The 19,618-nt window shown below is 54.7% G+C and carries 20 protein-coding genes and 1 pseudogene; 7 read left to right on the top strand and 14 right to left on the bottom strand.

Features of this window, described 5'->3' with window-relative positions:
* Positions 1 to 131: 131 nt before the first annotated feature.
* Together J2Z70_RS27160 and J2Z70_RS27155 are read right to left on the bottom strand one after the other, a co-directional pair.
* Complete coding sequence (locus J2Z70_RS27160; RefSeq protein ID WP_209878325.1) at positions 132 to 848, bottom strand: hypothetical protein; 717 nt, start codon at positions 846 to 848, stop codon at positions 132 to 134.
* A 65-nt stretch (positions 849 to 913) separates the two neighbouring features.
* Complete coding sequence (locus J2Z70_RS27155) at positions 914 to 2,338, bottom strand: aminotransferase-like domain-containing protein (RefSeq protein WP_209878323.1); 1,425 nt, start codon at positions 2,336 to 2,338, stop codon at positions 914 to 916.
* A 261-nt stretch (positions 2,339 to 2,599) separates the two neighbouring features.
* Here J2Z70_RS27155 and J2Z70_RS27150 point away from each other — a divergent pair, with 261 nt between their 5' ends.
* Positions 2,600 to 3,550 carry a DMT family transporter gene (locus tag J2Z70_RS27150; RefSeq protein WP_209878321.1) on the top strand — a complete coding sequence of 317 codons (951 nt, stop codon included), beginning with the start codon at positions 2,600 to 2,602 and terminating at the stop codon, positions 3,548 to 3,550.
* A gap of 96 nt (positions 3,551 to 3,646) precedes the next feature.
* Here J2Z70_RS27150 and J2Z70_RS27145 read toward each other — a convergent pair whose 3' ends face one another.
* Together J2Z70_RS27145 and J2Z70_RS33485 are read right to left on the bottom strand one after the other, a co-directional pair.
* A complete protein-coding gene (locus J2Z70_RS27145) occupies positions 3,647 to 4,246 on the bottom strand; it encodes a hypothetical protein (protein ID WP_209878319.1) in 600 nt (199 codons plus the stop codon).
* A gap of 566 nt (positions 4,247 to 4,812) precedes the next feature.
* Positions 4,813 to 5,307, bottom strand: a pseudogene (locus J2Z70_RS33485) (general stress protein); the annotation flags it as partial.
* Between the two features lie 341 nt (positions 5,308 to 5,648).
* On the opposite strand from J2Z70_RS33485, the gene J2Z70_RS27135 reads away from it, so the two are divergent.
* From J2Z70_RS27135 to J2Z70_RS27120, 4 genes are all read left to right on the top strand, one after another.
* Positions 5,649 to 5,960 (top strand): (2Fe-2S) ferredoxin domain-containing protein, encoded by a 312-nt coding sequence (locus J2Z70_RS27135; protein WP_209878315.1) that lies wholly within the window; start codon positions 5,649 to 5,651, stop codon positions 5,958 to 5,960.
* A 161-nt stretch (positions 5,961 to 6,121) separates the two neighbouring features.
* Positions 6,122 to 6,964, top strand: coding sequence for an AraC family transcriptional regulator (locus J2Z70_RS27130; protein WP_036723222.1), 843 nt, complete (start codon positions 6,122 to 6,124; stop codon positions 6,962 to 6,964).
* A 95-nt stretch (positions 6,965 to 7,059) separates the two neighbouring features.
* Positions 7,060 to 8,049 carry an aldo/keto reductase gene (locus J2Z70_RS27125; RefSeq protein WP_209878313.1) on the top strand — a complete coding sequence of 330 codons (990 nt, stop codon included), beginning with the start codon at positions 7,060 to 7,062 and terminating at the stop codon, positions 8,047 to 8,049.
* A gap of 217 nt (positions 8,050 to 8,266) precedes the next feature.
* Complete coding sequence (locus J2Z70_RS27120; RefSeq protein WP_209878311.1) at positions 8,267 to 9,175, top strand: aldo/keto reductase; 909 nt, start codon at positions 8,267 to 8,269, stop codon at positions 9,173 to 9,175.
* A gap of 320 nt (positions 9,176 to 9,495) precedes the next feature.
* Here J2Z70_RS27120 and J2Z70_RS27115 read toward each other — a convergent pair whose 3' ends face one another.
* The 5 genes from J2Z70_RS27115 to J2Z70_RS27095 form a co-directional block, all read right to left on the bottom strand.
* Positions 9,496 to 9,795 (bottom strand): hypothetical protein, encoded by a 300-nt coding sequence (locus tag J2Z70_RS27115; RefSeq protein ID WP_209878309.1) that lies wholly within the window; start codon positions 9,793 to 9,795, stop codon positions 9,496 to 9,498.
* 94 nt (positions 9,796 to 9,889) lie between these two features.
* The gene (locus J2Z70_RS27110; protein ID WP_209878307.1) at positions 9,890 to 10,621 is read right to left on the bottom strand and encodes a ZIP family metal transporter; all 732 of its coding nucleotides are present in this window, start codon (positions 10,619 to 10,621) and stop codon (positions 9,890 to 9,892) included.
* Positions 10,622 to 10,695: 74 nt separating this feature from the next.
* On the bottom strand, positions 10,696 to 11,652 hold the full coding sequence (gene msrA / locus J2Z70_RS27105) for a peptide-methionine (S)-S-oxide reductase MsrA (RefSeq protein WP_281068273.1): 957 nt from the start codon (positions 11,650 to 11,652) through the stop codon (positions 10,696 to 10,698).
* Between the two features lie 31 nt (positions 11,653 to 11,683).
* Entirely contained in the window at positions 11,684 to 12,448 is a 765-nt protein-coding gene (locus J2Z70_RS27100; protein ID WP_209878305.1) for an ABC transporter permease, read from the bottom strand.
* Positions 12,449 to 12,477: 29 nt separating this feature from the next.
* A complete protein-coding gene (locus J2Z70_RS27095; RefSeq protein WP_209878303.1) occupies positions 12,478 to 13,401 on the bottom strand; it encodes an ABC transporter ATP-binding protein in 924 nt (307 codons plus the stop codon).
* 111 nt (positions 13,402 to 13,512) lie between these two features.
* On the opposite strand from J2Z70_RS27095, the gene J2Z70_RS27090 reads away from it, so the two are divergent.
* Both J2Z70_RS27090 and J2Z70_RS27085 read left to right on the top strand, forming a co-directional pair.
* On the top strand, positions 13,513 to 14,292 hold the full coding sequence (locus tag J2Z70_RS27090; RefSeq protein WP_209878301.1) for a LytR/AlgR family response regulator transcription factor: 780 nt from the start codon (positions 13,513 to 13,515) through the stop codon (positions 14,290 to 14,292).
* Positions 14,289 to 15,605 (top strand): ATP-binding protein, encoded by a 1,317-nt coding sequence (locus tag J2Z70_RS27085; protein ID WP_209878299.1) that lies wholly within the window; start codon positions 14,289 to 14,291, stop codon positions 15,603 to 15,605. Before J2Z70_RS27090 ends, J2Z70_RS27085 begins: the two co-directional genes overlap by 4 nt.
* Positions 15,606 to 15,621: 16 nt before the next feature.
* On the opposite strand, the gene J2Z70_RS27080 is transcribed toward J2Z70_RS27085, so the two are convergent.
* The 5 genes from J2Z70_RS27080 to J2Z70_RS27060 all read right to left on the bottom strand — a co-directional run bounded on the left by J2Z70_RS27080 (position 15,622) and on the right by J2Z70_RS27060 (position 19,564).
* A complete protein-coding gene (locus tag J2Z70_RS27080) occupies positions 15,622 to 15,984 on the bottom strand; it encodes a hypothetical protein (RefSeq protein WP_209878298.1) in 363 nt (120 codons plus the stop codon).
* Entirely contained in the window at positions 15,971 to 16,147 is a 177-nt protein-coding gene (locus J2Z70_RS27075; RefSeq protein WP_155991288.1) for a hypothetical protein, read from the bottom strand. Before J2Z70_RS27075 ends, J2Z70_RS27080 begins: the two co-directional genes overlap by 14 nt.
* Positions 16,144 to 16,398, bottom strand: a complete 255-nt coding sequence (locus J2Z70_RS27070; RefSeq protein ID WP_036723207.1) for a hypothetical protein — start codon at positions 16,396 to 16,398, stop codon at positions 16,144 to 16,146. The genes J2Z70_RS27075 and J2Z70_RS27070 overlap by 4 nt, the downstream gene beginning before the upstream one ends.
* 206 nt (positions 16,399 to 16,604) lie before the next feature.
* Positions 16,605 to 17,762 (bottom strand): response regulator, encoded by a 1,158-nt coding sequence (locus J2Z70_RS27065; protein WP_209878296.1) that lies wholly within the window; start codon positions 17,760 to 17,762, stop codon positions 16,605 to 16,607.
* 26 nt (positions 17,763 to 17,788) lie between these two features.
* The gene (locus tag J2Z70_RS27060) at positions 17,789 to 19,564 is read right to left on the bottom strand and encodes a sensor histidine kinase (RefSeq protein WP_209878294.1); all 1,776 of its coding nucleotides are present in this window, start codon (positions 19,562 to 19,564) and stop codon (positions 17,789 to 17,791) included.
* Positions 19,565 to 19,618 lie beyond the last annotated feature (54 nt).

The raw sequence follows: 19,618 nt of genomic DNA, 5'->3' as shown, positions 1-19,618 counted from the left end.
AAACGTTTTTTGGGGGCGGTGGGTCTTTTTTTGTCAAAACCCAGTCTGCGGCGCGTTTTCCGGTACTTTTATTTTCGTATTAAACCGAATACAATAGTGTAGGTAGTTCCGTCTTATAAATCCACTCCAGATTATTTGCGCGAGTTAGATTGGCGGCGCAGGAGAATCACTGCGGCGGCTCCAAGGACTACTATACCGATACCTGCTCCAGCGTAAATCAGCCAAGATGCAGAGTTTGTTTCAGGCACGGCCGTTGGATTATTTTCAGTTATTGGGTTATTTTCAGAAACTGGAGGGTTTGCTGAGGTTGGGTTGTTACCAGAGACTGCCCCTGGATCATCAGCGATCCCGGGTGGCTCCGTGGGCGATCCCCCTGACATCCCTGCGCCAAGCTCATTCAGATCCTCCTGGGCACCAGAGAATAATGCGGTCCGGCTGCACAAGCTGACTGTAAGTTTAGTTGTCCCTCCCTTACCTTCTCCTTCCTCTCCGCCTGCATATACGATGTAGCGTTCCCCCTTGGTGAACTCGAACCCGCAGCTCGCCCCCGACAATGCCGTAGTGACAGTAACCTTCTCCCCCACTTCACCCTTCCAGCGGGAACCTACTTGAAAGGTTACTGACACCGGGTCCATACTGGACTGCATCGGCTTAACTTCCTCTTTTATCGAGACTACTGCTCCCTCAAAAACAGCTGCACTCTTCTCCATTGCTTCCAGCGGTGAAGGAGACACTACGCAAGAACAGGCATAGGTTACCTGCGGGCGTACAGTCAGCAGTGTCATGAAGACAATCAGCGTACAGAGAGTCATCAGACAGGCGCTCCGTATTTTCCTTCTCGTTACCATCAATATCACGCTCCTCATAACCCTCAGACGGAAATTTCCAGGGAAAGGTTACACACGCCCACCATCTATTCCCCCGCCTCAATCTCCCGCGCAATGGCAGTGAGCCGCCGCATTCCCTCGCGCAGCAAGGCTTCACTGGCGAACGAGTAGCTGAGGCGCAGCCAGGATTTCATCTCCCCCAGCGGATCACAGAGCTCACCGGGAACGAAGGAGATGGACTGCTCCAGGCAACGGGCCAGCAGCTTAGCTACCGGAATACTGTCCGGCAGCCTGACCCACAGATTAAGCCCGCCCTGCGGGGTGGTCCATTCCCAGCCGGTGGCCGCAAGCTCCTCCTCCATAATCTCCTTGTGCACCTGAAGGGCAATCCGCAGCTTGCCGAGATGCTGCTGTAAGCGCGGGGAGGTGTAATAATGCAGGAAAATCTTCTGGTTCAGCAGGGGCGTCCCGTTATCCGCCAAGGACTTGGCGGCGATCAGCCGCTCCATGAACGGATAACGGCAGGCCACCGCACAGATCCGTAGGCCGGGGGCCACATATTTGCTGAAGCTGCTGATATACATGACCCAGCCCTCTGTATCATAAGCGAAGAACGGCGGGGGCGGCTCCTCTAGGAAGTACATGTCACGGAACGGATCATCCTCCACGAGCAGACAGCGGTAGCGCTCTGCAAGCTCCACCAGCAGCTTGCGCTGCTTCGCCGGAATCGTATACCCCGTCGGGTTATGATGGGTCGGGTTGATATAGAACATCCGCGGCTTATTCTTACGCATCAGCTCCTCCACCGCCGCCAGATCATAGCCCTGCGGCGAGATATCCACAGCTACCAGCCGCGCCCCTGCCCGCCGAAAAATATCCAGCGCCACACTATACGTAGGCCGCTCCACCAGCACCGCATCCATCGGACCGAGCATGATCCCGGCAATCAGATTGATGGCCTGTTGTGCACCTGAAGTAATCAGCAGCTCGCGGGCCGACAGCTGGAGCTTATACCGCTCCTCGAAATGGCTGCTCAGCGTAACACGCAGCTCTTCATCCCCTTCCACGGAGGAGTAGGTGCCCATGACCTTCGGGTAGAGATCGAATACTTTTTTGACATAATCGGACAGGAACAGGTTCGGCAGCAGCCCCGGATCAATCAAGGCCTGAGAGAACTGATACGTGACCGGCATCCGCTGAATATCCGACATCGGGCTCCTGACCATATACCCCGGTACTGCCGCCCCTTCGTCCACCGTAGGGTCCAGCCTGCTGCCCGGGGCCACATAATAACCGGATTTGTCTTTAACATACAGCTTGCCGCTCTCGGTCAGCGCACGATAGGCCTTGAACACTGTCAGCCGGTGAACCCCCAGCTCCTCCGCCAGCAGCCGGATTGACGGCAGCTTATCACCGGTCTTCCACTCCCCGCGCTCCATCCGGTTCAGCATGAACTCATAGACTTGGCGGAATAAGGGATTATTCTGCTCGGCACCCGCTATTTTTTTCATCAACCTGCCGCCTTTCTGCAACATATACCGGGGTCGCCCCCGCTCCATCGCTCAATCTTCACTCGACACAGCTCCCTATGACGCTTGCTGACTTCTACACATCCGCGCACACCCAGCCGCTAACTTCTCTTTGCCCTATTGTACAGTATTCCCTCCCGCAACTGTTCTACTATCTCCAATCTGTTCTGTGCCTATGAGGCTATGATTAACTGAAATCTTGTAAGAGGGTGGCACATTACCACCGCAAAGGGGAACTGAACCATGATTCTGTTAGCTTATTCACTTGTCTGTCTGATCTTCGGCACTACCTTCCTGGCCATCAAAATCGGCGTAGACGCAGGAGCGCCGCCCTTCTTCTCTGCGGGTCTGCGTTTTTTCGTGGCGGGTGCGGTGCTGTTCCTGTTCATGGTCCTGCGGGGCAAAGCCCGCTTCTCCCTGCTGCTGCGCAAGGAAATGCTGCTCACAGGAGCAGCCCTAACCTTCGGCACCTTCGCCGCGCTCTACTGGGCGGAACAATATGTATCCTCCGGGCTTGCTGCCGTATTGTCAGCCACCGGACCGATGATGATTCTGCTGATGCAGACGGCTGTTCTGCGGCAAAAAGCGCCTGCCTATTCGCTCATCGGCTGTATCATCGGGTTCACCGGAGTCCTGCTGCTGGTGCTGCCCAGCCTGGCGGCTGACGTCACTCCGCTCTGGCTGATCGGCTGTGTGGTGGTGCTGATGGGGGAACTCTGCTACGCGGCGGGGGCGATCTATTCCAAAAAAGTAATCACCACCTTCTCCGCCGAGTCCCCCGTGGCTCTGAACGCTGCCCAGATGATGTACGGCGGGGCGCTGCTGTTCATCATCTCCCTGTTCACTGAGCCGCTGCACCCGTCCTTCCTGTTGTCGTTCAAGACCGCAGGCTCCCTGCTCTACCTGACCGTTGTCGGCTCGATGGTTGGACATACACTGTTCTACTGGCTTGTCTCCAAGACGAATCCGGTTTTTCCATCCACCTGGCTGTATATCTCTCCGCCGATTGCCGTCGGGGTAGGCTTCCTGTTCTATAACGAAGCGGTGACCTGGATAACACTGCTTGGCGTGTTCACGATTATATTAGGAACCATCCTTGTGAATGCCGGCGCACTGAAGCAGCTCTTCTTCAAGCCTAAACCGATAATACCCGTTCTGCCAAAAGCAAGCGTTGAACCCCTGGTTCAGGAGTAACTGCTGCGCTTCTCCCCGAACACAAACAGCCTGCACCCTGACTTAAAGGGATGCAGGCTGTTCTGTTATTTTCACGGGCTTCACGCCAATGGGCGTCTACGGCTGCTCTTCTGAACTGAAATACAAATTCAGCGGCAATTCCTTATCGCTCTCGGAGCTATTGACCATTCTGTAGGTGATGAATAGCTTATTCTCACCCTCGCCGTGCGTCCAGGACTCTTCTACTGCCCCTGTCAGCGGCTTCAACGGAAAGGTCATCCCGTCAATTGACTGTATGGATTGCTCCACTTTATCCTCCTCTGCATTATCCGCAGGCTTATAATGCTCCAGGAATGCACGTACCAGCTCTCTCGCATCCTCATACCCGCTGTCCGATCTGGGAAAAACCGTCCCGATCCGGTAACCGGTAATCTTACCGTTTGTGACATCTGCTGTCATCTGCTGGATGAATTCTTTTTGATTGACGGTCAGTTTTTCGTCCAGCATCAGTGTACCCAAGGTTGTATCGTACGCTTGAGCAGCATCCTTCATTCCCAGAGTAGTAAGCCCTTCTTCAAGCGGTTGCTTGAATACGGCCCGGTGCTTCTCTACCTGTGTGAACAGCTCGTTATATTGGGGTGTATCCTTGCTGCAGCCCGCCGTTAATAAGGAAAGAACCACTATTCCACAGATGAGCAAAAAGTATGATCGTCTCAAATGAACCTACCTCCTCCGCCTTTCCCCTTCTATAAAATAACAAATATTGAAGTTACGATCCACATCACAAAACAAGGGCCTCCCTAAAAGTCCGGCAGGACTTCAGGAACCCCTTGTCTTTTATGATCCCATGCACATTGCGTCATACCATGCTCTTGCGCCGCTTAGCGAATGCGCCCGTGATTTCGGAGCAGCTCGCTGTTATCCTTCGCCTTTTCATCAACAAAGCTGCCGGGCCGGGCTTCTTCCTGTCTGGCGGCTTCCGGGGCCTGCTGTTCCTCCCGATCGGCGAGCCTGCGTTCCGCGGTATGATCCGGGATCTTATCGATGCCGTTACGCGTGCCGGAATACAGATCTCCTGTCATTCCCGGCCGTTTCATATCCTCCACTGCGCTTCGCTCCGGGAGATCATGCTCCGTGGCTGAATTCATCGTGTCCAGCCCCGTATCATGTCTGCCTTCGAGACCTGAGCCATTGAACGCGGCATCCACCGCGTCTGTTACGGAGTCCCGTGGAGCATTCACATCCGCATCCGTAGCCGTACCGGCAGTGCCGGCATCCCTCATATAGCGGTCAGCATTCGCCGAATTATAGTTGCGGAATACAGTGTATACGTCCTTTTCGCGGGAGATATCTGCATCCACCATGACCAAAATGCGGCCTTCGTCCACATAGTTGTCATAGCTCGCAGCTTCATCCTCCGGAATGCCTAATCCGATCAGCCCGCCGACCAGACCACCCGTTCCAGCCCCTACCGCAACGCCTGTTAAGGTGGCTGCAATCGGCCCCGCTGCGATAATCGGCCCGATTCCCGGAATCGCCAGAGCGCCGATGCCTGCCAGCAGTCCGGTCACACCACCAAGGATACCACCGGTCGCCGCCCCGGATGCCATACCCTCCGGCACCTTCGTCCCGGTCTCATCATTGATCGCTTCCACATCGCGTTTATTTCTCGCTATCACTGAGATATCCTCTGTCAGAAAGCCGTGCGCCTTCAAGTCTTCAATAGCCCGTGAAGCTTCATGCTCTGTATGGAACACACCTACAATTTTCTTATTCATAACGATTCCCTCCTGGTAGCTGATTTAGATTGTTAATGGTTTGACTCTCGCTTTACTTTCACATCCCTTACTTAACCAAACCCTTCTCCGCGAAACTGGTAACTTTCGATCTTGAGCCGGGTTCCGCAAAAAAATTTATGAAACAGGAAATTGCCCGCCGGACACATTTTCCACAAATTCAGTGATTTGAAGTCAGCTTAGATCACACTGAATTCTCCAATTGATGACAGTTATTAAGCCTTTGGGAACAATGCTCCAATCTCCTTACAGCGCGGCCAAAAGAGACTATACTCCTCGTATAACAGGTAAGCTACTCTTATAGAATCCAGGGGGAAACCGCGATGAATATGCGTCTGAAGTTACTCAAGAAACATCTGCTCTTCTGCTGCAGTGAGCACTGCAATAACCAGGATGTCCTGGATGTCATGCAGGAATTCAAAGAGCAACTAGTGGAGCAAGGGATCAACAAGACGGTCAAAATCAACAAAACCAGCTGTCTCGGCCTATGCGGCAACGGCCCTTTTGTCATCGTGTATCCGGACGGGGTCTGGTATTACAATGTAACGACGGAGAATGTGGCCCGTATCGTGGAGGAGCATCTGGTGAACGGACAGCCGGTAGAAGAGCTGGTTATGCTCAAAATGGAAGCCTGATTCCCAGCAGCCCCAGCCTGCCTTCAGCCTCATACTCCTAGTCCCTCCCCTCCCCGGGCTGGGACTATTTGCGGTTGTCCTGTCCTCCTCCTTCTGAGGTATACTAGAGGTATATGTTCATTAGGAGTGTCATCATCCTTTTAGGAAATGAGGCTGCAAGCATGACTGTATTCAAATATAACGCCCATCGCCCTCACCGGGCCAATCCTGACTTATACCTGCATTACTGGGGCCAGGAGCAGTGCGCACCCGGTCATTCATTCGGACCCGGAGTACGCAACCTGTACAAAGTCCACTTCATTCACGCCGGAACCGGCAAGGTAACCGTCGGTGAAGCCACCCATACATTGAACGCAGGGCAGGCCTTCCTCACTTATCCGCATGTGGTCACGCATTATGCCGCAGATCAGGATGATCCTTGGCTGTATTCCTGGATTGCTTTTACGGGGGAGGAGGCAAGTTATCTGCTGGGACGGACTTCCCTTACCCCGGAGCAACCGGTGTTCCCGATGGATCAGGTGCTGATGCCCTCGCTGTCTGCAAGGTTATCTGAGACGGGAAGCAGCGGGGAGCTGCTGGACCTGCCGCTGAAGGTGATGCTCTATGAGTTCTTCGCCCTGCTGCTGCGCACGGTCCCGGCTGCCGACAGCCCAGCTCCGCGCAGCAGAAGTGTCTATGTCGAGCAGTGCCTGCATTACCTCCAAGCCCACTACGCCGAGAATGTGACGATGGAGAGTCTGTCCGCTTCCCTGAAGCTGGACCGCAAATATATGTCGGCGCTATTCAAGCGGACGGTCGGCTTGCCGCCGCAGCAATATCTACTCCAATTCCGTATGTCCAAAGCCTGCGAGCTGCTGACAGAGACAGGCTGCACCATCGGGGAGATCTCGCAATCCGTGGGGTATCAGGATGCTTTGCTCTTTTCCCGGATGTTCAAGAAGGTGAAGGGCTGCTCGCCCAAAGAATACCGGCTCCGCCATGCAGATACGGACATTGTGCTATAAAAATCATCCTTGCTGACATACGATTGAAAGCGTTTATCCGCTACAATTAGGGAGGTATGAAGTCCCGCACAACTTAAATTTAGGAGGAATCCAATATGTATACCGCCAATCCTGAACGTTATGACACGATGAAATTTAACCGCACCGGACGCAGCGGCCTGCTGCTCCCGGCCATCTCTCTCGGGCTGTGGCATAATTTCGGCGGCAATGATGTCTTCGAGAACGGCCGCGCTATGGTCCGCCGGGCGTTTGACTTAGGAATCACCCACTTCGACCTCGCTAATAACTACGGTCCGCCCGCCGGCTCTGCTGAAGAGAGCTTCGGGCAGATGCTGAAGAAGGACCTTGCCCCTTACCGCGATGAGCTGATCATCTCCAGCAAAGCAGGATACTATATGTGGCCCGGCCCTTACGGTGAATGGGGCTCCAAGAAGTATCTCGTCTCCAGTCTGGATCAGAGCCTGAAGCGGATGGGGCTGGATTATGTAGACATCTACTACCACCATCGTCCAGACCCGAATACGCCGCTGGAAGAAACCATGTCCGCCCTCGACCTGCTGGTACGCCAGGGCAAGGCGCTGTATGTGGGCCTCTCGAACTATAGACCGGAGGAAGCGCGTGAAGCCGCGCAGATTCTCCGCCGCCTGGGCACGCCTTGCCTGATCCATCAGCCGAACTATTCGATGATGTCGCGCTGGATCGAGGACGGCCTGCAGGATGTGCTGGAGGAAGAGGGCATCGGCACCATCGCCTTCTCCCCGCTGCAAAAAGGGATTCTGACGGACCGCTACCTGAACGGCATCGCAGCCGATTCCCGCGCAGCCGGACCGAGTGTCTTCCTCTCCGAGAAGGAGCTCACGCCTGAGGTGCTGGCCAAGGTTGGTAAGCTGAACGAGATTGCGGCTGCACGCGGACAGAAGATGTCCCAGCTCGCCTTATCCTGGGTACTGCGCGGCGGCAAGGTCACCTCTGCCCTGATCGGCGCAAGCAAGATCAGCCAGATCGAGGATGCCGTAGCTTCACTGAATGCGCCTGAGCTAAGCGCGGAAGAGCTGGAGCAGATTGAGACGATTCTGCGCGGATAAGCCGGGGCGGATACTGCACCTGCCGAACCTACAGATCACAGATCATAGATTATGACGGCAATCCTGCCCACCGCTCGCGGTGGTGCAGGATTCTTTTTTTGTGCAGATCTCCCTAACCCATTGAACCTTGAAGCAGTCCCTCCCGAGTGCTTACGGTGTGCCTGAATGCTATAATGAACTCATTCATAACCATCACTGCGTAACGAAAGGACATCCGATGAAGACTAACCGATTGGGGCAATCCGATTTACATGTAAGTGCCATGGGGCTTGGCTGTATGTCGCTGGGGACCGAGGATGCGCAGGCCACCGCCATTATCCTTGAAGCACTCGACCGCGGAATTAACTTCCTGGATACCGCCGACCTCTACGATGAGGGCCGCAATGAGGAGATTGTCGGTCAGGCCATCCGGCACCGCCGCGCCGATGTGATCCTGGCGACCAAGGTGGGCAACCGCAGAATTCCCGGCAAGGAAGGCTGGAGCTGGGATGCCTCCAAGGCCTATATCCGCTCCGCTGTGAAGGAGAGCCTGCGCAGGCTGCAGACCGATTATATTGACCTGTATCAGCTGCACGGAGGAACGCTGGAGGATGATATCGATGAGACGATTGAAGCCTTCGAGGAGCTGAAGCGGGAAGGGGTTATCCGGCATTACGGCATCTCCTCCATCCGGCCAAATGTGATCCGGGAATATGTGCAGCGCTCGGGCATCGTCAGCGTGATGAGCCAGTATAGCATTCTCGACAGACGCCCGGAGGAGAGCATTCTTCCGCTGCTGGACCGCGCGGGCATCAGCCTGATTGCACGGGGGCCGCTGGCTAGCGGCATTCTGACCGATCATGGCCGCAGCAAGGCACAGCGGGCGTATCTCGACTACACGGAGGCAGAGCTTACGGAGCTGCATGATCAACTGATGAGCCAGACTACCCTTACCCGGACGCTGACGCAGACCGCGCTGCAATATCCGCTGGCCGATCCGGCGGTTGCCGCCGTGATCCCGGGGGCCAGCAGCCTGGAACAGCTGCGGCAGAATATTGCGGCTGCCCGCTCGCAGCCACTCTCTGTACTGGAGCTTGAAGCTGTACGGGATTTCAGCAAGGCAGGACGGTATACCCTGCACGTATAGATCCGCCTTACGAGAGCCGCCTTACGGCTAACAGAAGAAGCTGTCCGGAAACTGTAGGCATTACAGTCTCTGGACAGCTTCTTATTTTTTTCTTATATAGATTGAACTAAAAATTCAAGTTAAAGGAAAAGTGGCGGAGGGGAATTTTGGAACTGGAGGAGCGGTAGCGACCGCCTTTGTCTACGGATTTCAACCGTTAAAAACGGTAAAAAATCATGAAATCTGTAGACAACAGCGGCCGGAAGTCCAAAACTTCTCTGGAGTCACGGTTAATTCCAAAACATAAAAACATTAGTTCAATTTATATAGCTTCTTATTGTCTACCTATGAGCGCGATTCCTTGCCTTAACTATCCACGTAATTAATGCAGCCACAAATACAACTGCGGTAATGAGCCAGGTCAGCATGAACGCCATGCCCAGCCCGATATTGGCATCCAGCGCTTCCCTTCTGCTCTCCAGAATCAGCATCACGGCGAGCGGCGCTCCGCTGGCTATCAGGAGAACCGTCATGCTGTAGCGGGCGAAATTCGTCCGCTTCTGAATAGCCGCGTATAAGCACAGGTATGAAGCAATCAATAATACGAAGGATAATACAGCTTCCCATTCCAGTCTAACCATCCTGTCATCACTCCTTCTCCATAGGAACCGGGGATTGCGTTATAGTATAGCGGCTGCGGCAGGCAGATGCAAATGACACTGCCGCTGAAGCAGCCTAGCCAAAAAACTGCGTAATATAGACCATCGCCAGCAGCCCGAAGATAAACGAATACGTCGAGGGCCGTTCAAAGCCGTGGCCGTGACTCTCCGGGATCAGCTCCTTATACACGATGAAGAGCATTGCCCCGGCAGCAAATGCCAGCCCGTATCCAACCACATTCTGTACATAGCTGGCTGTAAAATACCCGATCACAGCCGACACCATCTCCATCAGTCCGGTCAGTGCGGCTATGATTAGGGCTTTGCGCCGGCTGGCGCGGGCATTCATGAGGAAGATCGCCAGAATCAGCCCTTCCGGCATATTCTGCGCGCCGATCGCAATCGCCACCATCGGGCCAAGGCTTGTCTGCTCGCTGGCATAGCTGAAGCCTGTGCTGAGCCCTTCAGGGATGTTATGAATGAACAGCGCAATCATGACGAGCAGCGCTTTGGAATCCAGATTGCTGAGGCCGGGCTTATTCTCCACATCGATATGCGGAATATGACTCTCGATCAGATCGAGCAGCAATACGCCGGTAATCAGCCCTAGAGTCAGCGCGGTAATACCCGCTTCCTTAATGGCTTGCGGCATCAGCCCGAAGGTGCTTGCAGAGACCATGATCCCGGCGGTGAAGGCCACCAGCACATCCTTCCACAGCTCGGACAGCCGCCTTACGAACAGAATAGGAATAACGCCCAGCACCGTTGCCATTGCAGACAAAAAGCTGCCTAAAAGTGCACCCGCCAAATCTTCAACCCCTTTTGTGGACAGGACTATAGATCAAGCATATGCTCAAGGCAGCTATAAATATGACCTAAGCTTCAGAGTCTCACATACCGTCCCAGCCCCCGGTCTTCAAGCTCTGCCTTCGGGACGAACAGAAGGGCGGCAGAATAGATATGATAATGCTGCTTCGCCGGCTCCGGTCCGTCAAAGGTTAGATACCCCAGATAAGCTCCGCTTAACCTGCTGCGCAGCACGGTCCGCACCTGTCCGCCGCTATAATCGGCTTCCCGCCGGATTATCCCCTCTTCCACCGGACCCGTGAAGCTGGGCCAGCCTGTGCCGGAATCGAATTTGGCTGCCGAGCTGAACAGCGGATCACCGCTGATCACATCCGTGTAGAGGCCCTCCTCGAAGTGGTCCCAATACGCATTCTGGTAGGCAGGCTCCGCGCCTTTGTTCTGGGTGACCTCATATTGCAGCTCTGTAAGCTTCCCCCGCAGCCGCTTCTTATCCTCACGGCTGTTCCAGTGCAGCGCTGTGAAGTCGTCACGGCCCGAGCCCTTCTGATATAGCTTATAATCCAGCGGATGGGTCCGGTAATAGTGCTGATGCTCCGCTTCCGCCGGATAGAACGGCGCAGCCGGCAGGATGGGCGTCACAATTGGCGCCTTGAAGCGCTTGCTGGCCTTCAGCCTCTCCTTCGACAGCTCCGCCTGCTTCCGCTGCTCTTCATTATGAATGAAGATTGCCGGAGTGTAAGAATGCCCCCGGTCCATGAACTGCCCGCCGTCATCCGTCGGATCGATCAGCTGCCAATAGATGTCCAGCAGCCGTTCATACGGGAACAGCTCCGGATCATAGACAATCTGCACCGCCTCCCGGTGTCCGGTAGTTTCCGATCCTACCTCTTCATAGGTCGGATTCTCCGTATGCCCTCCTGTATAACCCGACACCACCGAGACGATGCCCGGCAGCTCGTCGAACGGCTTGACCATACACCAGAAGCAGCCGCCGGCGAAGGTCGCCAGCTGCAGCGTATCATTCGAAGTCAAACAGACCGCCTCCCTGCATGCTTTTCCCCTATTATATCTGAATATCCCGCTTCTCCAAAACGGTCAGGGTGATGCTTAGAGACAGCAAGATCCAAGCTGCAGGAATCCACAACGCGCGGATATAATCCCCCGTCCCCGAGAGCAGAATCAGCTGTGAGTTCTCCACGTATATCCCCGAGAATTTGAAAATCTGCGTCATCAGGGAATGCTCAGAAATTGCGCGAAGAACAGCAGAGGAGGCGTCCTTGAGATACCCGCTGAGCAGCAGGTTACCGAAGATGAAGAAGAATGCGGCCACCACCGCCGAAGCCGGTTTGCGGATCAGCATCCCCAGCATCATGATTGCTGCACAATAAGCTGCCAGATAGAGCAGGTTCAGTCCCAAGGCTGTCAGACCAGCCGCCAGATCCTCTGTATATCCGGCATGTCCTACCGGCGCTCCTGTGATCAGCGCTGCCGCAAGAGAGAACAGATAGAATAAACCGTAGAACTCCAGCAGCCATCCCAGAACGGCAAGCAGCTCCAGCACATATTTACCGGTGAAGTATTTCGCCTTGCTATGCCCGGCAGCAATAATATTCTGCACCGAGCCATGCTCGAAGCCCTCCGTTGCGAAGAAGCAGGCATGCAGCGGAATAACCAGATAGAACAGAATGGAGAACGAAGCAGCCGTCTGGAGCGGCTCTGCATAACTGCTTAAAGAATAACCACCTTTGCTGCCCAGAATTAGAACAAGTGCGAGGCTGGCTAAGGCGAAGACTGCGGTGACGCTTTTAAAGGCCAAATCTTTACGCAAATAATAGATTTCAGCCTGCCAAAGGTTCCTCATCTTCCGCCGCCCCCGATCAAATCCATATAATACTGCTCCAGATTAGGCGCAGTCAGCTGAAAGCCGTCAACCGGGATCTCCCGCTGCACGAGTAGAGACATCAGGCGCTCCAGATCCACCCCGCTTCGGGGAAGCTCGATCTCTCCGGTCTGCTTGATCCGGATATCCCCGCGCCTAAGCTCCTGCCTCAGCATCTCAGCTACGGCTGCTGCCGGAGAAGATGTGCTAATACAGATCATCACCTGTGCAGTCTGCTGCAATTCAGCAGCCGAAATCTCCTGAATCAACCGGCCTTGATGAATGAAGCCGTATTTGCCGGCCAGCAGCTGCAGCTCACTCAGAATATGGCTGGAGATTAGAAGGGTCACGCCTTGTTCATGGGACAGATGCTCCAGGATATGTCTAACCTCCACAATTCCCGCAGGGTCCAGTCCATTCACCGGCTCATCCAGCACCAGGAACTCCGGCCGGTTCAGCAGGGCGACGGCAATCCCCAGCCGCTGGCGCATGCCAAGCGAATATTCGCCCGTCTTCTTCGGACCCGCCTCATCCAGACCTACAAGCTTCAGCACTTCAGCGCCCCTGCCCCTATCCCTAATTCCGAAGATCCGGCAGTAAAAGCCCAGATTCTCCATCGCATTCATATGCGGATAGAGCGAAGGCCGTTCGATCAGGAAGCCGATACGGCGTCTGGCGCTGGCCAGCCTCTCCTTGCTCTGTTCTCCGAACAAGGCCATCCTTCCGGCTGTCGGATGCACCAGACCGCCGATGATTCTCATCAGCGTTGTTTTACCCGCCCCGTTCTCCCCTACGAATCCATACACATCCCCAGCCTCAATGCTCATGCAGAGCTGATCCAGCGCAACCCCTGAAGGGTACTCCTTGGATAAGCCCTCAGCCTCAAATACTGTTGCCGTCAAAGCAAACACTCCTTTTTCCTCTCAAATCTGTTGATGGCATAACGATACCATCCGGTGTCCGCTCCGCTAACGCAGGTGTCATATTCACGCGAGATCATGTCGTTTTTGAGGATGAAAATGTATAATGTAGGGATTAATGCAAAGGTGGAGAAGCCGATGATTCATATTGCTGTGTGTGACGATGAGCCCTGCGCAGCCGGAGAGGCCGAGCGCCTGATTCTGGAAACCGGAGAAGACTTGGACGAACCTATTGAGATTTCCCTATATTATTCTGGTGAAAGCTTCGCCCGGGCCCTCCGGGACGGAAGCCAGTTCGATATTATCTTAATGGACATTGAGCTGGGCGGTCTGGACGGCATTGCGGCGGGACAGCTCCTGAGGGAGGATGACGGCAATGATCCGGTGCAGCTTATCTATATTTCCAGCCATGAAGAATACCATATGCAGCTGTTTGACCTGCGTCCGTCAGGGTTCATTAAGAAACCTGTGGTGCCGGAGAGCTTCAAGCAGAAGCTGGCCGGAGCTATACATAAGGCCACCCGCCTCCGGCAGCAGGGCCGGACGAACTTCCTTGCGGTACAGCTGAAGAACCAGGAATTAAGGATTCCCCACCTGGAGATTCATTATCTGGAGAGCAGCATCAGGCAGATTACACTGGTTACTCAGGATAGGACACTACAATACTACGGGAAGCTGGTAGAGGAGGAGCAGAAGCTGACGGCCAGCCATTTCGTACGGATTCACCAGTCCTATATTGTGAACTTCTATTCAATCCAGGCCATTAGCGCCAAAAAAATCATTCTTACCACCGGCTGTGAACTGCCGGTCAGCAGCAAATATAGCCCCGCTGTGCGCAGGGCCTATCTTCATTTCAGGGGGGAGCTGGTATGAATTCCGTACTCCTCGATGAAATCATTTATCTCGCTGTACTACCGCTCCTGTCAGTCATACTGCATCTCTTCTTCAGCCGCTTCTTCCCCTGTCGTGTGGAATCACGGCTGCGGCTGACCGCATTTTACATTCTGTACATAGGTGTTCATGCTCTGCTCCATCACAGCTCCCTGTCCGCTCTCCCGCTGATGGCTGGCAATATCGGACTGATCCTGGGTCTGTCCCTGCTCTACAAGGGCAGCCTTGCTTGGCGGTTATACGCTGCGGTGTTTATCTCTGCTGTGATTATCCTCAGCGATGCGGCGGTTCCACTGCCACATACTAACTTCGGTTACAGGCTCGGCCTGCTGCTCTCGAAGCTGCTGAAGCTATTGCTCGTTCTGCTGCTGCGCAGGCTGGTGAAAGACGAGGGCCGGGGCCAGCCAACCGGGTGGTTAGGGTCTGTTGTCTTGCTCTGTCCTTGTCTTAGCATTGCGGTATTACTGCAGTTATCCGGCAGTCCCTTCTTCCAGCTATATCCGCAGTTATTCCCTGTCGTTCCCGCCTTGCTGCTCGCTATTAATCTTCTGGTATTCCTGCTGATTGACCGTGTGCTGAGCGCACAGTCTGAACGCAGCCAGCGCCTGCTGCTGGAGCAGCAGAACAGCTATTATTTGAACCAGTACCACCGGAACCGGGAATTTCAGGAGGAAGCCCTCCGGTTCCGCCATGACTTCAACCATATTCTGCTGGGCCTGCGCTCCAGAATTCTCAGCGGAGAAGAAGCCGCCTCTACAGCCGAGCTGGACGCTCTGCTTGGCTCGACTGGACAAGCCCAAGCTTACTGCAACACGGGCAACCCGGTTATTGACTCCATCCTGGATTACAAACGGCAGGAGGCATCCGCAACAGAGATTGATCTCCGTCTGGAGTTGAGCCTTCCACCCCGGATGATGCTGGATACCGCTGTCATCAGCGTTATTCTGGGCAATGCTCTTGATAACGCCCTGGAAGCAGTCAGCCTGATCCCCAAGGAACAGGGAACAGAACGATACATCGCGGTACATATGCATTACCTGAATGCCAGCTTATTTATACGGATTCAGAATCCCTACTCCGGTTCTGTCCTCCAAGGCCCAGGCGGCGAGCTGCTGACCACCAAAAGCGATAAGCGCTCCCATGGGATCGGACTGCGGAATATCCGCCAGACGATGGAGCGGGCCGGCGGGCTGTTTCAGCTTGCTTACAGCGGCCAGCTATTTCAGCTGGAGCTGGTGCTTTTTCATATTGAGAGAGATCAACGTGGCGGAGGGCAGGTGTCCGAGGGGGAATGATGGGGAATGGGGCCTGCTATTTCAGTTTCTTGCGCTCACGGCGGGGCTTGTGCCTATGGTTGCTGTCCCATAACTCCTTGTGCATCAAGCCCGAGAATACAAGCATGACAAGCGTCAGCACAAGCACATACTCCCGCAGGATATCGGATAAGCTGCCGGACAGGTTCAGCCCGAGAATAATGTTCAGCCTTCCCCACAGCAGATTGAGACACAGAAGCGCTACTGCCCCATAAGTTACCCACACACTGCGGAGGTACAAATTATAGGTGCGCATAGGCCCCCGTCCGATGAAATATTTGCTGTAACGGATAACATACGCGGTAAAAGCGATCAAGGCTATCAGTTCCAGTGTAATCAGGATCAAGTCAATAATGTCCATGCAGATCATCTCCCCTTCTGCCTAAGCCGGTACGGTGCAGATCAATAAGCCTCTCTAGATCATTGGATTCATACGCCTCCTGAATTTGGCCCAGGGTCTCAATTTCCCGTTTGACCCGGCTGGGCTTCAGCTCGTGCTTGCGAAAGATATCGAGGAGCTTCACTTGTTGACGACCTCCTCATCATTAGGTTTTCTCTCTGCGGTTCCTCTCTCAATCAGCAGCTTCACGAGCGTACGGTTATATTCGCTAAGCTGCTTCTCATTCTCCTCATCGCGTTTCTGATAGTTCTGGATTACTTTCTCTTTATTCGCAATTTGCTTAACACTCCAGATCAAGGCAGTAGATAACAGAACATTCAGCACGACTGAACCGTTGTTATCTACGAAAAGGCCAGTCAATGCACTGAAATCCATCTGTATCCCCCCATTTCCTAATGTAATCGGAACGGATTCGCGCCTTTACCCCTGTCCACATTTTTGGCGAAATTCCTTGCCGCCACTCTAACAGAATCACCCTCAAGCTAATCTACTCTAGCAATTGCCATTCTGATTGGGTTGAGCAGCAAAAAAAAACCGGAGGACCCGTAATCCGGGCCCTCCGGAGAAGGCTGAAACAGAGATTATTTGAGTTCCGAGATCCGCCGGACCAGGGAATCATACAGATAGATCAGGTCGCCGGAGGGCTTGATGCCAAGCTCGCGGCTTAGCAGCCGCACGTAGTCTGTGTAGACGGCATTGAGGCCTTTTTTGTCTCCGGCCAGCTCGTGCACGGCCATCAGCTGGCGGATCACCGATTCATCGAGCGGATTCCGCTTGTTCAGCTTCAGCAGCAGCTTGGAGGCCGCAGCGGAATCCCGGCTGGCAATGAGCGCTGCGGCCAGCCGTTTGACGAAGGAGGCATACAATTCCGCATAACGCTCCGTTTCATGGATGACCCACACATAAGCCTTGTCGCCGAACAGCTCCCCTGTATAGAGCTGCTCGATACGCATAGCCCGCTCTATATCCGGGGGTTCTATAGTGTGCAAGGCTGCAGCCTCCTGTTCAAATTCCAGATAGTCGATAACCGGCGCCTGAAGCTCAAGCGCGTACCCGTCGTTCTCCGAGCGGATCGCTTCACGCAGGCCCAGCGGCTCCAGAGATTTGCGCAGTTGATAGACGGTAGTGTTAAGATAGCTCTCCGCATTGGCCTTATGCATGCCGCCGAAGATATCCGCAACCAGCCTGGAACGGGGGGCGCGCTTTCCCCGGAGCAGCAGCAGATAGGCAAACAGCTCAGCACATTTACGGGAGGTCCATTTGACCCGGCCTGCCCCGCTGCTCACGGCAACATCCCCGAGCATCGTGAGCCTTACCCGCCCGGAACCGGCCGGAGCCTGCACCTCCGGCAGAGGGGAGAGCCGTGCCGGAGCAGCCCGCCGCTGGGTAAGCACCCGATTCACCGTACGCGCAAGCCGCTCCTGGGAGACCGGCTTGACCAGATAGTCCAGCACGGACAAGTCGTAAGCCTCCAGGGCAAATTCCTTATGAGAGGTCACGAACACAATTTGCACTGGAGAACCGGCAGCCGCCAGCCTGGCTGCAAAGGCCATGCCGCCCTCTCCCGGCATAGAGAGGTCCACGAAGGCAAGCTCCACATCCGGGTGTTCCTCCAGAAAGGCAGCAGCCGGCTTCGTATCTGTGAACGTACCCGCAAGCTCGACTTCAGGCAGCTTAAGCAGCATAGTGCTAAGAATCAGATGCATCATCCGTTCATCATCGACCAGTATAACCTTCATTTATATATCCTCCCTCCCGCTGCCCGTTACTCCATCCGTTCTCCTCCTGCCGATCCCGGCAACGTGAAGTAGAAGATCGTTCCACTTCCCGGCTTGCTCTCAAACCACAGGCTCCCGCCATGGATGCGCACGAATTCACGCGCGAGCGCCAGGCCGAAGCGGGCATCTCCTGCCTCCTCCCCCAGCGGCGCCTTCAGAATCGGCTCCTCCAGGCGCAGCATGTCTGCGGTCGCTTCATCAATACCAATCCCGTCATCGCGCACAGACAAGATAACCTTCTCCTCTTCAAGCACGGCATCAACCTCAATAGAGCCGCCTATTCCCGTGAATTTGATTGCGTTAGAGAGCAGATTACGCAGGATCAGATCCAGCATCTCTTTATCCGCCCGGACGGTCAGTTCGCTGCCGATACGCTCCGTCAGGCGGATCTGTTTCATCCCGGCCTTGGTACCCGCCAGCATCAGGGCCTGCCGGACCACCTGCTGTACACTCCAGGCCTGCGGATGGAAGGAGACCTTTCCCTTCTGGCTGCGGTACCAGTCCAGCAGATTATCAACGAGCTGGAATGTATTACGGACCTGCCCTTTGATCTCCCGCACCACCTCCGCGTGCTCAGCATCCGCAGCCGTCAGCTCGTCGCCCAGCAGCTCTGTCAGGCTGACCAGCAATGCTACCGGATCGCGGATATCATGGGCCACAATGGTGAACAGCTTGTCCTTGAAGGCATTCAGCTCGGATAGCTGCCGGGCATTCTCGCGCAGCCGGACCTCGCTCTCCTTCAGCTCCGTAATGTCGCTGAACAAGAGGATTTTACCGATAGGGGTGTTGCCTGTATCATGAATGAAGGACAGACTGCAATTATAGTACAGACGCCTGCCAGCCTGGAGCCGCTCGTAGGCAAACCGCTCGTCCTCATCGCTTAAGCCCCTGAGACGTTCAAGCAGCTCCCCGCTGCCGGCAAGCACCTCCGTCATATCCGCCGGGTAGCGCCGCCTGCTCCCAAGCTCGGGAAACATCTTCTCTGCGGCACGGTTGTAGCTGACGATCTGGTTCTCATAATCGAACAGAAGGACACCGTCCCGGATCGTCTCGAACACCTGCGCCATCGCCAGCGGAGTCAGGCGGAGCAGGTTGAATCTGAGGATACCCCAGGCGTAGGCGATGCCCGACACTGCAAATCCGAACGGTGTGAGATCAATCCGGGTTCCGGTCCACAGGAACAGATTGAGCAGCATAGGCGCAACCGCACCCAGAAGCAGAACAGCAATCTGTTTGCGTACAATCGGCAGCGCCCGCACAAACATGGATATGAACAGCGCAATCCCGCCAAGCAGCACCAGATAATTATACGCAGCATGGATGTTATACCACAGCCCCTTGACGGTGTAATACAAGGAGACCGAAGGGTCCGTATTCAGCAGAAAATCCCGGTAGATTAGATGATGCCAGTCATTGGTGAGCTGCAGGATGAAGATGACGGCGGGGATCAGGAACAGCAGGGCGATCAGTCGCTTGCGGAAGCGCGCAGCGGCTCCGGTGAATTGAATCGCTTGTACCAGCCATAAGGTGGAGACAAAAGGAATACCCAGATATTGAATGTGCAGCGCCAGCTTCACCTGGCTTAAGTTCCCGCTAAGCAGCTCAAGACCATAGCCGAAGGCGTAGAAGGCTGCTGTCAGCATAATCAGAATCATCGTTCTGGCAACAGGCAGATGCCTTTTCTGGTACGACAGGAACGACACAAACAGCATCAGTGCTGCTGCAATAAAAAGCATAATCGACATCCAGTGCCTACTTTCCACGGCTGCGTCTCCCTTAATAACAAATTCTATTAAGTTAGGATAGCACCTTCCGGG

The organism is Paenibacillus silagei, assembly GCF_017874735.1.
Taxonomy (GTDB): Bacteria; Bacillota; Bacilli; order Paenibacillales; family Paenibacillaceae; genus Paenibacillus_AQ; species Paenibacillus_AQ silagei.
The sequence above is the reverse complement of the archived record's forward strand: the minus strand, read 5'-3'. Positions and strand labels throughout refer to the sequence as shown.

Bases quoted from the DNA above. Each gene is read 5' to 3' on its own strand.
- J2Z70_RS27160 (WP_209878325.1), bottom strand. From the start codon at position 848: ATGGTAACGAGAAGGAAAATACGGAGCGCCTGTCTGATGACTCTCTGT.
- J2Z70_RS27155 (WP_209878323.1), bottom strand. From the start codon at position 2,338: ATGAAAAAAATAGCGGGTGCCGAGCAGAATAATCCCTTATTCCGCCAA.
- J2Z70_RS27150 (WP_209878321.1), top strand. From the start codon at position 2,600: ATGATTCTGTTAGCTTATTCACTTGTCTGTCTGATCTTCGGCACTACC.
- J2Z70_RS27135 (WP_209878315.1), top strand. From the start codon at position 5,649: ATGAATATGCGTCTGAAGTTACTCAAGAAACATCTGCTCTTCTGCTGC.
- J2Z70_RS27130 (WP_036723222.1), top strand. From the start codon at position 6,122: ATGACTGTATTCAAATATAACGCCCATCGCCCTCACCGGGCCAATCCT.
- J2Z70_RS27125 (WP_209878313.1), top strand. From the start codon at position 7,060: ATGTATACCGCCAATCCTGAACGTTATGACACGATGAAATTTAACCGC.
- J2Z70_RS27120 (WP_209878311.1), top strand. From the start codon at position 8,267: ATGAAGACTAACCGATTGGGGCAATCCGATTTACATGTAAGTGCCATG.
- J2Z70_RS27115 (WP_209878309.1), bottom strand. From the start codon at position 9,795: ATGGTTAGACTGGAATGGGAAGCTGTATTATCCTTCGTATTATTGATT.
- J2Z70_RS27090 (WP_209878301.1), top strand. From the start codon at position 13,513: ATGAAAATGTATAATGTAGGGATTAATGCAAAGGTGGAGAAGCCGATG.
- J2Z70_RS27085 (WP_209878299.1), top strand. From the start codon at position 14,289: ATGAATTCCGTACTCCTCGATGAAATCATTTATCTCGCTGTACTACCG.
- J2Z70_RS27080 (WP_209878298.1), bottom strand. From the start codon at position 15,984: ATGGACATTATTGACTTGATCCTGATTACACTGGAACTGATAGCCTTG.
- J2Z70_RS27070 (WP_036723207.1), bottom strand. From the start codon at position 16,398: ATGGATTTCAGTGCATTGACTGGCCTTTTCGTAGATAACAACGGTTCA.
- J2Z70_RS27065 (WP_209878296.1), bottom strand. From the start codon at position 17,762: ATGAAGGTTATACTGGTCGATGATGAACGGATGATGCATCTGATTCTT.